The sequence below is a fragment of the Corynebacterium sp. HMSC077D03 genome, from assembly GCF_001808545.1.
Classification (GTDB): domain Bacteria; phylum Actinomycetota; class Actinomycetes; order Mycobacteriales; family Mycobacteriaceae; genus Corynebacterium; species Corynebacterium simulans.
Genome location: NZ_KV793704.1, coordinates 14,493 through 27,515 on the forward strand (window position 1 = coordinate 14,493; position 13,023 = coordinate 27,515).

Annotated in this window: 13 protein-coding genes and 1 pseudogene; 8 read left to right on the forward strand and 6 right to left on the reverse strand. The window is 58.5% G+C overall.

The annotated features are described in order from the left end of the window. Positions 1–25 precede the first annotated feature (25 nt). Together rpsT and HMPREF2888_RS10125 are read right to left on the reverse strand one after the other, a co-directional pair. Positions 26–289 carry a 30S ribosomal protein S20 gene (gene rpsT, locus HMPREF2888_RS10120; protein WP_061924046.1) on the reverse strand — a complete coding sequence of 88 codons (264 nt, stop codon included), beginning with the start codon at positions 287–289 and terminating at the stop codon, positions 26–28. A 185-nt stretch (positions 290–474) separates the two neighbouring features. Then, positions 475–1,014: a type II toxin-antitoxin system PemK/MazF family toxin gene (locus HMPREF2888_RS10125; RefSeq protein ID WP_062037877.1), complete on the reverse strand. Its 540-nt coding sequence runs from the start codon at positions 1,012–1,014 to the stop codon at positions 475–477. A gap of 18 nt (positions 1,015–1,032) precedes the next feature. On the opposite strand from HMPREF2888_RS10125, the gene lepA reads away from it, so the two are divergent. The 3 genes from lepA to HMPREF2888_RS10140 all read left to right on the forward strand — a co-directional run bounded on the left by lepA (position 1,033) and on the right by HMPREF2888_RS10140 (position 5,559). After that, positions 1,033–2,883, forward strand: a complete 1,851-nt coding sequence (gene lepA / locus HMPREF2888_RS10130; RefSeq protein WP_070518730.1) for a translation elongation factor 4 — start codon at positions 1,033–1,035, stop codon at positions 2,881–2,883. A 160-nt stretch (positions 2,884–3,043) separates the two neighbouring features. After that, positions 3,044–4,159 (forward strand): HNH endonuclease signature motif containing protein, encoded by a 1,116-nt coding sequence (locus HMPREF2888_RS10135; protein ID WP_070518731.1) that lies wholly within the window; start codon positions 3,044–3,046, stop codon positions 4,157–4,159. A gap of 53 nt (positions 4,160–4,212) precedes the next feature. Continuing rightward, positions 4,213–5,559 carry a M20 metallopeptidase family protein gene (locus tag HMPREF2888_RS10140; protein WP_061924032.1) on the forward strand — a complete coding sequence of 449 codons (1,347 nt, stop codon included), beginning with the start codon at positions 4,213–4,215 and terminating at the stop codon, positions 5,557–5,559. Between the two features lie 122 nt (positions 5,560–5,681). On the opposite strand, the pseudogene HMPREF2888_RS13310 reads toward HMPREF2888_RS10140, so the two are convergent. Beyond that, positions 5,682–6,287: pseudogene (locus tag HMPREF2888_RS13310) on the reverse strand (lysostaphin resistance A-like protein); the annotation flags it as partial. Between the two features lie 65 nt (positions 6,288–6,352). Here HMPREF2888_RS13310 and HMPREF2888_RS10145 point away from each other — a divergent pair. After that, complete coding sequence (locus HMPREF2888_RS10145; protein ID WP_070498075.1) at positions 6,353–7,456, forward strand: sensor histidine kinase; 1,104 nt, start codon at positions 6,353–6,355, stop codon at positions 7,454–7,456. Continuing rightward, positions 7,426–8,058, forward strand: coding sequence for a response regulator (locus HMPREF2888_RS12620; protein WP_083291062.1), 633 nt, complete (start codon positions 7,426–7,428; stop codon positions 8,056–8,058). Before HMPREF2888_RS10145 ends, HMPREF2888_RS12620 begins: the two co-directional genes overlap by 31 nt. Here HMPREF2888_RS12620 and HMPREF2888_RS10150 read toward each other — a convergent pair. Both HMPREF2888_RS10150 and HMPREF2888_RS10155 read right to left on the reverse strand, forming a co-directional pair. Next, complete coding sequence (locus HMPREF2888_RS10150) at positions 7,955–8,761, reverse strand: PrsW family glutamic-type intramembrane protease (RefSeq protein ID WP_070518732.1); 807 nt, start codon at positions 8,759–8,761, stop codon at positions 7,955–7,957. The two genes, HMPREF2888_RS12620 and HMPREF2888_RS10150, sit on opposite strands and share 104 nt — an antisense overlap. Then, on the reverse strand, positions 8,761–9,204 hold the full coding sequence (locus HMPREF2888_RS10155; protein ID WP_070518733.1) for a hypothetical protein: 444 nt from the start codon (positions 9,202–9,204) through the stop codon (positions 8,761–8,763). The genes HMPREF2888_RS10150 and HMPREF2888_RS10155 overlap by 1 nt, the downstream gene beginning before the upstream one ends. Before the next feature lie 54 nt (positions 9,205–9,258). Between HMPREF2888_RS10155 and HMPREF2888_RS10160 the strand changes: the two genes are divergently transcribed. From HMPREF2888_RS10160 to HMPREF2888_RS13210, 3 genes are read left to right on the forward strand one after another with little or no spacing between them, the layout of a single operon-like run. After that, positions 9,259–10,545: a sensor histidine kinase gene (locus HMPREF2888_RS10160; RefSeq protein ID WP_246815067.1), complete on the forward strand. Its 1,287-nt coding sequence runs from the start codon at positions 9,259–9,261 to the stop codon at positions 10,543–10,545. Continuing rightward, positions 10,542–11,168, forward strand: a complete 627-nt coding sequence (locus HMPREF2888_RS10165) for a response regulator (RefSeq protein WP_061924020.1) — start codon at positions 10,542–10,544, stop codon at positions 11,166–11,168. The genes HMPREF2888_RS10160 and HMPREF2888_RS10165 overlap by 4 nt, the downstream gene beginning before the upstream one ends. A 53-nt stretch (positions 11,169–11,221) precedes the next feature. Continuing rightward, positions 11,222–11,356 (forward strand): hypothetical protein, encoded by a 135-nt coding sequence (locus HMPREF2888_RS13210; RefSeq protein WP_256365590.1) that lies wholly within the window; start codon positions 11,222–11,224, stop codon positions 11,354–11,356. Here HMPREF2888_RS13210 and HMPREF2888_RS10170 read toward each other — a convergent pair. Continuing rightward, positions 11,330–13,012, reverse strand: coding sequence for an FUSC family protein (locus HMPREF2888_RS10170; RefSeq protein ID WP_070518734.1), 1,683 nt, complete (start codon positions 13,010–13,012; stop codon positions 11,330–11,332). The two genes, HMPREF2888_RS13210 and HMPREF2888_RS10170, sit on opposite strands and share 27 nt — an antisense overlap. Between the last annotated feature and the right edge of the window lie 11 nt (positions 13,013–13,023).

Here is a 13,023-nt window from a genome sequence, read left to right on the forward strand (position 1 = left end):
CATTAAAAGTCAGGCTTTAAAAAGCTTAGGCCATCTTGTTGAAGGCGTTAGCCATACCGGACTTCTTGTTGGCGGCCGTGTTGCGGTGGAAGACACCCTTGGACACGGACTTGTCCAGTGCGCGGGAAGCGACGCGGAGCTGCTTCTCGGCAGCTTCCTTGTCACCAGCGGTGACAAGATCGCGGAACTTGCGGATCTCGGTGCGGACTGCGGAACGGACAGCCTTGTTGCGCTGACGTGCCTTTTCGTTGGTGAGAATGCGCTTCTTCTTGGACTTGATGTTTGCCATTTGAATTACCTCTTGGAATCGAAAGTGATTGAACTGCAACCAACCTGCCGGACATGTCCTGCATCTGAATTAATGCGCGGCGTTGATGTTCGATGAGCGGACCCAAGGTCCTGACCGCCCCGACCAACGCGCCCGGAAAGTAAGTAACCTATAAAAAGCTAGCAGGAGCTGGGATAAAACCCAAATCACGCCCAGTGATAGCGGGAACGCAAACGGTTGGCGATGCGCTCAAAGCGGCGCTCCGGGAAAAGCGTGCCTTGGCGGCGGCATTCTTCCTCAGAGATTTCGAGGATGCGATCTAGGCGTACCCAGCACTGCCTGCCGCTTTCGTCCCACTCGCCGGTGCCGATGTCGAGCCATTCTTCCTCGTGCGCGTGGTTTGGATTTGGGGAGATCAAAAGCCCCAAAACAGTGGTGCGCGTGCGGGAGATGATGAGCACGGCGCGTTCGTGCGGCGGTGATTGCTTGCCGTCGGAAGGCGCCCAGACCCACACCACCTCGCCGGAATCGGCCTGGCCATCCATGTCGGGGGAGAAGCAAACGGTGCGCGGATGCGAGGAGGTGGTTTCGATGCGAATCTTTGCTGCTTTGCGGGGTTCACGGTGCTCAGCAGCATTGTTCATGCCTAGCCTGTTAGATATGTGAGCAAGGCCGACGTCGACTGGCTCGCGTTCTGCGATGCCAAGCGCCTGCCTTAAGCGGGTAAGTGGGTTGCCGCTAGTCATGTCGACTATTGTAGACGCATGTCTAAAAACTTTGCGGCCACTACGTTTACGGATCTTTCCCAGATTCGAAACTTCTGCATTATCGCCCACATCGACCATGGCAAGTCGACGCTGGCTGACCGCATCCTGCAGTTCTCGCAGGTCGTTGACGCGCGCGATATGCGTGATCAGTACCTCGACAACATGGATATCGAGCGCGAGCGCGGCATTACCATTAAGGCGCAGAACGTGCGTCTGCCCTGGGCTCCGCGCACCGGTGAGCATGCGGGCGAGGAGTTCGTCATGCAGATGATTGATACGCCGGGCCACGTGGACTTTACTTACGAGGTCTCCCGCGCGCTCGAGGCATGTGAGGGCGCTATTTTGCTTGTCGACGCCGCCCAAGGCATCGAGGCGCAAACCCTCGCCAACCTTTATCTGGCGATGGAAAATGATCTGGAGATCATCCCGGTCCTCAACAAGATTGACCTCCCCGCTGCGGATCCGGAGAAGTACGCCCTCGAGATCGCCAACATCATCGGCTGCGAGCCGGAGGACGTCCTGCGCGTGTCCGGCAAGACGGGCGAGGGCGTCGAGGAGCTGCTCGATAAACTCGTGGATTTGGTGCCGCCGCCAACCACGGATGCGCCTGCCGACGCCCCCGCGCGCGCCATGATTTTCGACTCCGTCTATGACACCTACCGCGGCGTCGTCACGTATATCCGCATGATGGACGGCAAGCTGACCCCGCGTCAGAAGGTCACCATGATGTCTACGGGCGCAAACCATGAGCTGCTGGAGGTGGGCATCGTCTCGCCGACCATGCGCAAGTGCGAGGGCTTGGGTCCGGGCGAGGTTGGCTACCTGATTACGGGCGTGAAGAATGTGCGTGAGACCAAGGTCGGTGACACCGTTACCTGGGCAACCAACGGCGCCGAGGAGCCGCTGAAGGGTTATGCGGACCCGAACCCGATGGTCTATTCGGGCCTTTTCCCAATCTCCCAGGCGGACTTCCCAGACCTGCGCGATGCGCTGGAAAAGTTGCAGCTAAACGACGCCTCCTTGACCTTCGAGCCAGAGACCTCCGTTGCTCTAGGCTTTGGCTTCCGCTGCGGCTTCTTGGGCCTTTTGCACATGGAAATCACGCGCGACCGCTTGGAGCGCGAGTTTGGCTTGGACCTGATTTCCACCGCGCCTTCTGTTACCTACCGCGTGGTTGCAGAAGACGGCGCTGAGTCCCTCGTGCACAACCCTTCGGATTGGCCGAGCGGCAAGTTGCGCGAGGTCTACGAGCCAATCGTGAAGATGACCATCATTGTGCCGGAGCAGTTCGTAGGCCCAACCATGGAGCTGTGCCAGTCCAAGCGCGGCCAGATGGGCGGCATGGACTACCTCTCTGAAGACCGAGTAGAGCTGCGCTACACCATGCCTTTGGGTGAGATTATCTTCGACTTCTTCGACATGCTGAAGTCTCGCACCAAGGGTTATGCTTCGCTGAACTATGAAGAAGCGGGGGAACAGCTGTCTGATCTGGTCAAGGTGGATATCCTGCTCAACGGTGATCCGGTCGACGCCTTCTCTGCCATCGTTCACCGCGATTCGGCGCAGTGGTACGGCAACAAGATGACGAAGAAGCTTAAAGAGCTCATTCCGCGCCAGCAGTTCGAGGTCCCGGTCCAGGCCGCCATTGGTTCCAAGATCATTGCGCGTGAGAATATCCGCGCTATGCGCAAGGACGTCCTGGCGAAGTGCTACGGCGGCGATATCTCTCGTAAGCGTAAGCTGCTGGAGAAGCAGAAGGCTGGTAAGAAGCGCATGAAGTCCATCGGTTCGGTATCTGTTCCGCAGGAAGCGTTCGTGGCAGCGCTTTCTACCGACGGCGAGGGTTAATACTGCGCTTATCGATGTCCCCGGGGGTGGAGCGGCCGGGGGCTAATTTTTCGAACACTCTTGCGGATGTCCGGGGTGTTTTATATCTTGGGTTTGTACAGCTTGGAGGGGAAGCTGACCGGCATCGCCGGATAACGGAAAATAAATCTAGGAGACTTCGATGGACGGACCCTACTTCGCTCCACTGAATCCAAAGAACCAGGCCGGGCGGGCTTTTACGGAAAGCAATCGCCTCAACTGGCTCGCACTGCAATCGATCATTCCACAACCCGGTGACGACGCTGACCTAGCCTTCAACGACGTCTCACGCAACCTCGGCATCACTTCCTATAAAGCCGAACATCTTTACTACGGCATCCGCAAACTTTCTTTTCTACCGAAACTTACTCGTCTCAATAAGCTCGATTGGTTCCTTGATTTTGACCGAATCCTCGCCGTCGGCAGGGCTCTACAAGGCGTCGAGGAGCGCGTCCTGCCCCATGTCGATGATGCCTTGGAGGAATTGTTTACGCCCAGCCGTGCCAACCAGCGCCTGCCGGAGGCTTCGCGCATCCGCAGCGTAATTTCTGATGTCCTCTCTTTGCACAATTGTTTGAAGGACGAAGACGAAGAAGAACGTGACCGCTATAGACTCGAGCGTCACGCAGGCCGCGGGGAGTTTAAAGCCAACCTTGACGCCGTGACCGCCGAAAAAATCGATCGCGTCGTCCGCAAACGCGCCGAGGACGAAGGAATTTCCTTCGCTCGCGCACTTGCTTCCTGCGTGCTCGAGCCAGTTGAGCAAAAGGTCGTGATTAACCTTTTCCAGCAGGCAGAAACCACCCTCGCGTTTGCTCCGGGCTATGGCTACGTTATCCCGCCTGCAGATGCCTCCTATCGCAACATCGCGCCAGCACAGACCGAGACTTATCGTCCCACCGCCGGCATTCGCGCCTTCGTGGAGGCCCGCGATGGAACCTGCCGCGGCCCGGGATGCAGTAAGCCAGCCCACCGCAACCAGCTCGATCACCGCGTTCCCTATGGCGAAAATGGCCCAACTTCCACCGATAACTTGGTCAGCCTCTGCCAGCACTGTCACAACATCAAGACTGATGGCCGGGCTTTCTACATCATGGACCCAATTACCGGGGAGATTTATTGGCTCTTCGAAGACGGGCGCTGGGAATCCAATTCCCCAGAGGGCGTGCTCGTGCCAGACACCGCGAACTGGCGCCAAACCGTTGCCCAAAGGATGGAAGCCTGGGAAGCGAGAGGAGGGGTACTCTCCTTTGCTTGATACGGGGTAGGTCCCATGTAGGCTCGATGGTCCAACCCGGGAAGGATTGATTCATGGAACCCATCAAGAAGAAGGCACCTCGCCACGGCCAGCAGCTTCCACCGCTGCCAGTTACCGCTGCCAAAATTGGTGAGCGCATTGCCAGTGAGGTGTTCTTGGAGGAAGGCCAAAAGCTCTTACCGCAGCTGCAGGAATTCCGGCGGGATATGCACCAGAACCCAGAAATCGGGCTCGAGCTTCCGCGGACGCAAAAGAAGGTCCTCGAGGCGCTCAAAGGCCTGCCGTTGGAGATTCAGGTCGGCCAGGATTTAAGCTCCGTGGTCGCGGTCCTTCGCGGCGGCAAGCGCGGCCCACGGCCGGTTTCGGTGCTGCTGCGCGCAGACATGGACGCCTTGCCGGTCCGTGAGCAGACGGGCGATCCTTTCGCTTCCACCAACGGCATGATGCACGCGTGCGGCCACGACCTTCACACCGCCGGGCTCATCGGAGCGGTGAAGTTGCTGTGCGCGCAGAAGGAGCACTTGCTTGGCGACGTAACATTCATGTTCCAGCCCGGCGAAGAAGGCCCCGGTGGTGCGCTCCCGATGATCGAAGAGGGCGTCCTCGATGCGGCGGGGCGCCGTCCGATTGCTGCTTATGGCCTGCATGTCGGCCCGCAGGATCGCGGCACTTTCCACCATATTTCCGGGCCCATGATGGCATCATCGTCGAATCTGAAGATCACTGTCTATGGCAAGGGCGGCCACGGTTCGCGGCCGCATGACGCCATCGATCCCGTCGCAGCGCTGGGGGAAATTCAGATGGCCTTGCAGGTTGCACTGACTCGCCGCTTCGACGCCAACGAGCCGATCGTCATCACGGTGACTAATCTGCGCGCTGGCGACGGCGCCATCAACGTCATCCCTGATCACGCCATGCTCGGCGCCACAGTGCGCGTGCTGCGCGATGAAAAGATTGAGCAAGTGCGCCAGATGGTTGTGGAAGTGGCCAGTTCTGTCGCGGCGTCGCATAGATGCACCGCGAAGGTGGATTTCGAGGTTCTGTATTCCGCAACCAAAACCAACCCGCGCGAGAATCAATTTGCCGCGACGCTATGGGGTGGCATGTTCGGAGCAGAAAATGTCATTCCGATGGAAACGCCCATGATGGCTTCGGAGGACTTCGGCGGCGTACTAGCGCAGGTACCTGGCACCTTTATGTGGTTCGGCACCGTCAATCCGGATACCCCGGAGCACCTGCGCGAGTGGAATCATTCGCCGCTGGCGAGGTTCGATGATTCGGTGCTCGGTGACCAAGCCGCAGCACTCGCCGCCGTAGCCTTTGAGCGCTTGGCTGCCGAAGACGCGCATCCTTCGCCGGCAACAAGAGTGATGCGCTCTGCGGTGGAGGGCGTTGAGTAGTACAAGATTGCCGAGATAACAATGCAGGTCAATGTGCTGAGCAGGGTTTGGCCCCACCCCACATTCTCAGCGTTAACGTCCACAAAGCCCAAGATGCCAGCAGTAAAGAAGACGAAGTTATTGCACGCATGAATCACGCATCCGTACTCGATCCCATTCGTCTTCACCGTGAGCACGCTTAGGCAGATGGCGAAGACAAAGATGTCAACAAGCCCGATCCAGTTATAAGTATGGCCTGCCACAAATAACGGAATCGAGGGCAAATAGGCCAACCACGGCGAGCGCAGCCACCGGCCGAATACCTGGGGAAGCAGACTGCGAAAGATAACTTCCTCCGTCACTGACTGCAGCGGCACCAAGATGACCGCCAGCCCCAGCATCAATAGAGCGTTTGGAGCAGGGGAGAATCCATTTCGGAGAATCGGAAGAAAGCTCAACAGCGTAACGGGCAACGCCACGAGAAGGGCGCGCCGGGCGTAATCCCACCGAAACCGACCAGCGCCTGACCACACCGTGCCGGGCCGGCGTCGGCAAAAGGCGCCTGGGAGGAACACAATGATGGAGAGCATCATGATGCTAAATGGCAGCGGCGCGTTCATGTCGTCGAGATTTGAGTCTGGCGCGAAAATTGCGTAACCGATCATGAGCGCGACGAAGAGCACGGCGCTCAGCACCGCCCAAAAGAAGAAGTAAAGGATCGGGCGTTTTAAGCAGCGATGAAAAGTCATGACTAAACAGTCGCTGGTAATTAATCATCCTTAAGAATGAGTTTGCGGCCTTTAAGGTATGAATCATGACTAGGAACCGTTGGCAGGTAGCTTTCATCGTCGTGCTCTGCGTCCTAGGCGGGTGCTGCTTTGGGCTGATCGGTATCGGCATCGACTTAGAAGACATGGGGGTGCCCAACATCGATCCGCAAACCGATAGAGCCTATGCCGGCTTCGTTTGCTTGAGTTTCATCGCTGGGGTGGTTTCGTGCGGTTTGCTGCCATGGGCCATTTCTCATGATCCGCGGGAGCTGGAGAAATCTGACTTCCCAGGAACGCGGAAGACCTTCGTCTGCGGGGTTGTCGTGATTGCTTGCGGCTTTTCTTATTTTGCCGTGCTATCTCAGCTGGTGGCCATGGTGTCCATGACATCACGGAGGTCCGTGAAGTGGTCGGTGGCGGCAGTAGTGGCGTCGCTTAGCTATCTCGCTGTCTATCCTCTCAACCCTGCGAGTGAGTTCGAAGGCTGGTTGGAATTTGGCATCGTTCCAGTACTCGTAATCGTGCTTCTGATTGGCATGCAGCGCGGCAAGAACCGCGAGAAGCAACAGAATCTACAGCGCGAAATTCGGGAAGAGATAGCGCGTGACATGCACGATTCACTGTCGCATCGGTTGTCGCTGATTGCCGTGCATGCAGGGGCATTGTCTTTTCAGAATGAGCAGGTTCCCAAGGAGTATTCCGCGGCGGCGGAGACGATTCGCCAAGAAGCGAATGCTGCAGTGCAGGATCTGCGCGCTGTGCTTTATGCTCTGCGGCAGGAGGCAACAGAAGATCCACGAGCAAGCATCGAAACGCTCATTCGAGATGACAACGTTAAGCTGCGCTATTCCACTGATCCAGGCATAGTAGAAAGGCTCGATACCTTAGGCCAGCACACGTTGTATCGAGCGGTCCAGGAGGCAGCCACCAATGCTCGCAAGTACGCGCGGGGAAAGCCGGTGCTTTTCGACGTCGCCAAGCGCGGCCCCAATCTCGTGCTCACCGTATCCAACCCGCATACGGGTCCAGTGGGGCGTGGCTTTGGGCTGCGGGGTCTGGCTGAGCGCGCGGAACTTATCGGAGGAGAATTTCGGATGCTGGAGGGAGATGAATTCGGATGGGAATTGCAGCTGCCGACGAAGCGCTAAAGGTGGTGCTGGTCGATGACGAGGCGCTATTGCGCAGTGGCCTGCGGCTCATGCTGGCCAATGCCGGTATCGAGGTGGTGGGGGAGGCCTCTAATGGCAAGGATGCGATAGCAGTGGTGCTGGACGCGCTTCCCGACGTCGTGCTCATGGACATTCGCATGCCCGTCATGGATGGTATCGAGGCGCTGGGGAAGTTGCCGGCGTCGATTCCTGTGGTGATGTTAACCGCTTTCGATACCGACGAATTTATTGTCGATGCGCTCCAAGCCGGTGCCGTTGGATTCCTATTGAAATCGACGCCACCGGAAGCGCTTGTTGCTTCCATTCGCGCGGCTGCGGCAGGCCAACCGATGCTCAGCCGCGAGGTACTTGAACGCCTGCTCTCCCCGCGGCCAAAGCGGAAGAACAGGCGGCTGGCGCACCTTAGCGACCGCGAGATGGAGATTGCGGAGCTGGTGGCAGATGGGTTAAGCAATCAACAGATTGCAGAGCAGCTTTTTATTTCGCTACCGACAGTAAAGACTCACGTGCAGAAGATTTTGAAGAAACTCGGCGGGACGAGCCGCGTTCACGTCGCGATTGCCGTATTTGGCGGACGATAAACCAGAGCGACGCGATCCAGATTGCCCCCACTACCACTAAAGTTGCAATGGGCAGCCAGAGGCTCTCCGGGAAGGTGGCATCCAGCGAGGGAAAGAGGTTCGTGAAGAAGTGAACCGTGACGCCGCCCATCCAACCGGCGAGTGCGCGGCCACGGGCCAAGCCATATGCCGCGATGCCGGTAAAGAGGGAGTGTGCGAAGGTGCAACTCATAAACCTCATGAGCACCCCAGTAGTTGCGCCCATGAGATCTGAGTCGAGGTCTTTCAGCGTTAGGTGTGCGATGAAGGTGCAATCCTCCACGATCGCAAAGCCCATGCCTACGGCGATACCGACGTAGACGAAGTCGCGAGTGCGTTGGGGCTTAATGAAGTAAGTACAGATGAGCAGAACACCAATGAACTTCAGAGTCTCTTCAGTAATTGGCGCGAAGCCAGCGGCATCTAGCCACTGCAATTGCAGTTTTTCCAAGATGGTGGTGAAGTGCGAGTTGAAGAAGACAGCCGGGCCGGTGCACGCCGCGCCCCAGAGCATGCCTAGGGCCGTGCCGCGGTGGCCTCGGAACGCGAGCCAGGAGGCACAAGTCCAGATCACCACATGGATGAGTGCAGCGATGAGGCTGGCGGTGACGTAAGACTGGTTAAACTCGAAGTGCACGGAGTAAGCGAGACCCGCGGTAGCGAGCACATAAAATAGGTATTTCATTATTTGACCTCCATTTTGTCTGCATAGCGGGCGGCGTCAGGCCCCTCGAGATGGAAGAACAGCTTCTTATCGTCGGAGTCGTACAGGACGGTTACCTTGTCGCCTTCGTCGAGGCGATAGAGATTTTTCTGAGGCTGACGTACCGGGGCATCCGAGAGGAAAGGGGTATCGAGAATATAGCGGTGCTTTCGTAGTAACGAAGTCTCAGGTTCCCCGAAGGTCTGGGCGGGGTCAGCGCCGATGGTGGTATCCCCGCATTCCCATCGGGGGGAGTCGTTAAGATATGTCGGGCTTTGCGCGCATTCCAGATCGGTGATGGCGACATCGTGGAAGGCGACGGCGCTCGTCGGGGTAGTGGGCTCAGGCAGCAGTGCGCTTGCCGCCGGCACTGCCACGAAATACGCAGTAGCTGCGGCTAGGGCTGTTAATACTTTCTTGTCCATGTCTCCGACGCTACGGAGAACGGCTATGCGTTAAATCCACCCCAGGGTGGATTTGTGGCTCTAGGCCTCCTACTACTGTGGGTGGAGATGAGTACGGCACAGTCGAAGATTAAGAACTGGATTGAAAAGCAGCGGCATGCCACCTACCTCAACACGTTAAACGGGGTAACGCGGTGGCGGCGTGCCGCCATCGTCGCCGTGTGTGTGTTGGCTGATATAGCCACGATGGGGGCGATGCTCCTGCGCTTCGACGAGCGCTCTGGCAATTCGTGGGATGATCGCATCCTTACTGAGGCCGTTATTGGGACGTCGGTGAGCATCCTCACCTGGGTCTTGCTGGCCTTTGCGCTGCGGCACGTGCCGCGGGAGTTTAGCATTTACGAACGCTATCCTGGTCCGGTCTCCGCGCTGGTTAGCGCGGTGATCATTTGCGCTTCGGCGGGACTGCATCAGTTATCACTGACGGTCTTCGTTGCCTATGCTTCTCTGGTCTCGCGTGGAAGCAAGCGCTGGACATTGGTAGCAACGGCGGTGCTCACCTTAAGTTATGGCGTCAAGGTTTATAAGCCGGACTCTTTCGAAACCGTGCCTATGGCGTTGTTCGGGTATGCCTTAGTCTGGGCCGTGTTGGTTCTATCAGGGCTGTTGATAGGCGTCGCGCGCCATAGTCGCCGGCAACGTCAGGCCACACTGGTGGCGCGCGCGGAGCTGAATAAACAGACCCTGGAAGCAGAAAACGAAAAAGTTCGCCAGGATGAGCGCAACCGCATCGCCCGCGATATGCACGATTCGCTCTCACATCGGCTAAGCCTTATCTCTGTATATGCCGGTGGACTGGCGTACCGGAAGGATTTGCCGCCGGAGCAGGTGGCGGAATCCGCTACGACTATCCAAAAAGAGGCCGAGCAGGCGGTGACCGATCTGCGGCAGGTCATTCGCTCTTTGCGTATCGATGATCGAATTGACCCGCGCACCAGCATCGACGATCACGTAGTGCGGGCGCGCGCCGCCGGTGCCAAGGTCACGCTTGAGTACCGCGATGATTGCTTAGATAAGATTTCGACTATGGGTGTACATACATTGAGTCGCGCCGTGCAAGAAGGCCTGACGAATGCGCGCAAGCATGCGCCAGGGCAAAAGATTGCGATCGAGGTAGCCCAAGATGGTGCTTTGGCTCGGGTGACGATGCGCAACCGGAAGGTAGAGGGGGCGTCGGCAAGCGGCGGCGAGCATGGGCTTATCGGAATGCGCGAACGCGCACGCTTGGTGGGCGGGCGCCTAGACGTAGAAGATGGCGAAGAGTTTAGCTGGAGCCTGTATTTGCCAATGGAGGAACGATGATTTCTGCTGTGCTTGTCGACGACGAGGAGCTGCTGCGCCGCGGCATCCGTCTGATTCTAGAGGGCGCAGGCGACATCGAAGTGGTGGGCGAGGCCAGCAATGGGCGCGATGGCGTGCAGCTGATTACGCAACAACGCCCGGATATTGTGCTGATGGATATCCGTATGCCGGTCATGGACGGGATTGAGGCGGTGGCGCAGCTGAAGACAGCCGTGCCCGATATTCCTGTGGTGATGCTGACGGCCTTCGATACCGACGAATTCATCGTCGATTCCTTGCACGCGGGAGCGATGGGGTTTCTGCTGAAGGCCACAGGGCCTGAGGCATTAGTCGCCTCAGTGCGGGCGGCCGCGCAGGGCCAGCAGCTGCTTAGCCCTAAAGCGCTGCAGAACCTGCTGGCGATTCCGCATGCCCAGCCGCAAGAGCCGCTCGTCCTGGCGGATTTGAGTGCGCGCGAAAACGAGGTGGCGCAGCTGGTTGCGAAGGGGCTGGACAATAATGAAATCGCGGAGCAGCTTTATGTCTCTGTGGCTACGGTCAAGACGCACATCAAGCACATCTTGGAAAAGATTGGCGGCACGAACCGTGTGCATATCGCGATTGCGGTGCTGGAGCAGCGCTAGCTTATCCGCTAGTATCGGGGAATCAGAGTTTCTAATGGATTGGATTGCCACGAATGCAACTGCCAAATTTTGATGATTCTTCGTACGACGTCGCAGATGCCGAGTTGCTATCGGCTTTTGAGGTCTTTGAGCGCATCGAAGAGCATGTGCTCGATAAATCTCTACTTTTCGAAGTCTATTCGAGCTAGGGATACCAGCGCGTTGATGTCACCCGGAACCTCGTCCGGGTGAATTGAGCAATAATCCAAGATGAAATAGCCCGCATGCTGCAGGGCAAGGTGGCGCTGCCAGAACTCACCCACGTGTTGCGGGTGGTTGACTGCAATGGACTGGATGGAGCGGCGCTCAGAAAGCAGCTCGTACTGCAGGTCGCGGCGAGCGGCTAGGGACTCGTCGGGGGTCGAGAAAAGTAGTGCGCCCAGCAGGCTGGTGATTGCTTCCTGGCAGCGGACCTGCAGACGGTAGTGGTTGGTCAGCTGGGCGCGCGGCTTCCATAGCCAAAGCACCAGCAAGGAAAAGACCACCGACAGCGCGATCTCACTGATGCGGGAGAAGGCCGTGAACGCCAAGTGATCGGCCGTATGGCCCATGAGCAGCGCCAGGGGCGTGGAGAAGATGACGCAGATGGCGTAGTTCTTGACCACGAAGATCTCCGCGCAGAATTGGCAGGCAGCGAGCGCGAGCAGCAGCGTCCAGCTTTCTAATCCGAAGGACGCAATGAGGTAGAACACGCACACACCGAGCAGCGAGCCCACCATTCGCTGCAATCCGCGGATGGTACCGGGCACATGGTCCGGGCCCCACTGCAGAAGAAGCAGCACGGAAACTGCGCCCCAGTCCGGGCGATCTAGGCCCAGCGCAAGGCCCACGAGCGTGGTGGCGATGGCCGCAAGCAGAATCTTTTCTACCGTCACCACCGCATGCGAGTTGCCCACCGACGCGCGGTAGATGCGGTAGCGCATCGTCGACTTGGTGTGCGGGATGGCGGTGCGGTTTGGGTCGACCAAGGTTGGGGAGTCAGAAAGCTCATCCGAGTTGGTAGAGAGATCCAGCGACTGGTTGTGCTGCACGATGCGGTTCTGCGCGGCAAGGGCACGCTCCACGAGGTGGCCTTGTGATGCTTGGACGACGCGGCCGCCGCGGACGATACCGGCGTCGGAAAGCGCTTGCCACGTATTCGCCAGCGCCGTCTGTGCTTGATGGTGGCGTGCCAAGACGTCGGTTGTGGAGTTCTCAAAGGCGGCAGTGGCCTTCTCTAGGGTCGCGACAGTGCGGGTCTCCGGACCGTGCGGGGAATGGAAGCGAGGCAGCATGCCCAGGCAGTACGCAGCGATGACACCCGCAACGGACCACGCAGCGACCGCAAAGGGGGTGATGTCGGTGCGCGCGAGCATGGTGGAGCCGCCGCCGACCATCACTACGAAGAAGGAACCCGGCGGCGGCAGGCGTAGCGCATTCTGCAGGAAGGCGCCGAGCGCGCCAATGGAAATAGCAAAGGCCGCAGACAGCAAAAGCCACCAGTGTCCGTGGCCCGGGGCGAAGACGAGCTCACCCACCAGCGAACCAACGGTAGCGGCCAAGGTAAGGAGCACGCCCGCAGTGAGAATCACCCAACGGCGGGGGCGATAGGGGTGCCCCTCGCCGTAAATGACGGACATCGCGCCCGCGGTGACCAACAGCACGGCGTCGGGGTGGCCGGTGAGGATGGCGAGCGCGCCGGGAATGGCGATGGCGAGAGCAGCACGCATCGCGCCCGGCCAGCGAGTCACCGAAGAATTGTAGGCGGTGAAAAGCTGTAGCGGGCGCGGGCGTTGCGGTAGGGGATGCTCAATCAATTCGCTCATATCGCGGCATA

What these genes read in the sequence shown, in the direction of transcription:
- HMPREF2888_RS10150 (WP_070518732.1), bottom strand. Translation starts at nt 8,761, where the DNA reads ATGAAATACCTATTTTATGTGCTCGCTACCGCGGGTCTCGCTTACTCC.
- HMPREF2888_RS10125 (WP_062037877.1), bottom strand. Translation starts at nt 1,014, where the DNA reads ATGACTAGCGGCAACCCACTTACCCGCTTAAGGCAGGCGCTTGGCATC.
- HMPREF2888_RS10155 (WP_070518733.1), bottom strand. Translation starts at nt 9,204, where the DNA reads ATGGACAAGAAAGTATTAACAGCCCTAGCCGCAGCTACTGCGTATTTC.
- HMPREF2888_RS10145 (WP_070498075.1), top strand. Translation starts at nt 6,353, where the DNA reads ATGACTAGGAACCGTTGGCAGGTAGCTTTCATCGTCGTGCTCTGCGTC.
- HMPREF2888_RS10170 (WP_070518734.1), bottom strand. Translation starts at nt 13,012, where the DNA reads ATGAGCGAATTGATTGAGCATCCCCTACCGCAACGCCCGCGCCCGCTA.
- rpsT (WP_061924046.1), bottom strand. Translation starts at nt 289, where the DNA reads ATGGCAAACATCAAGTCCAAGAAGAAGCGCATTCTCACCAACGAAAAG.
- HMPREF2888_RS10140 (WP_061924032.1), top strand. Translation starts at nt 4,213, where the DNA reads ATGGAACCCATCAAGAAGAAGGCACCTCGCCACGGCCAGCAGCTTCCA.
- HMPREF2888_RS13210 (WP_256365590.1), top strand. Translation starts at nt 11,222, where the DNA reads ATGCAACTGCCAAATTTTGATGATTCTTCGTACGACGTCGCAGATGCC.
- lepA (WP_070518730.1), top strand. Translation starts at nt 1,033, where the DNA reads ATGTCTAAAAACTTTGCGGCCACTACGTTTACGGATCTTTCCCAGATT.
- HMPREF2888_RS10135 (WP_070518731.1), top strand. Translation starts at nt 3,044, where the DNA reads ATGGACGGACCCTACTTCGCTCCACTGAATCCAAAGAACCAGGCCGGG.
- HMPREF2888_RS12620 (WP_083291062.1), top strand. Translation starts at nt 7,426, where the DNA reads ATGGGAATTGCAGCTGCCGACGAAGCGCTAAAGGTGGTGCTGGTCGAT.
- HMPREF2888_RS10165 (WP_061924020.1), top strand. Translation starts at nt 10,542, where the DNA reads ATGATTTCTGCTGTGCTTGTCGACGACGAGGAGCTGCTGCGCCGCGGC.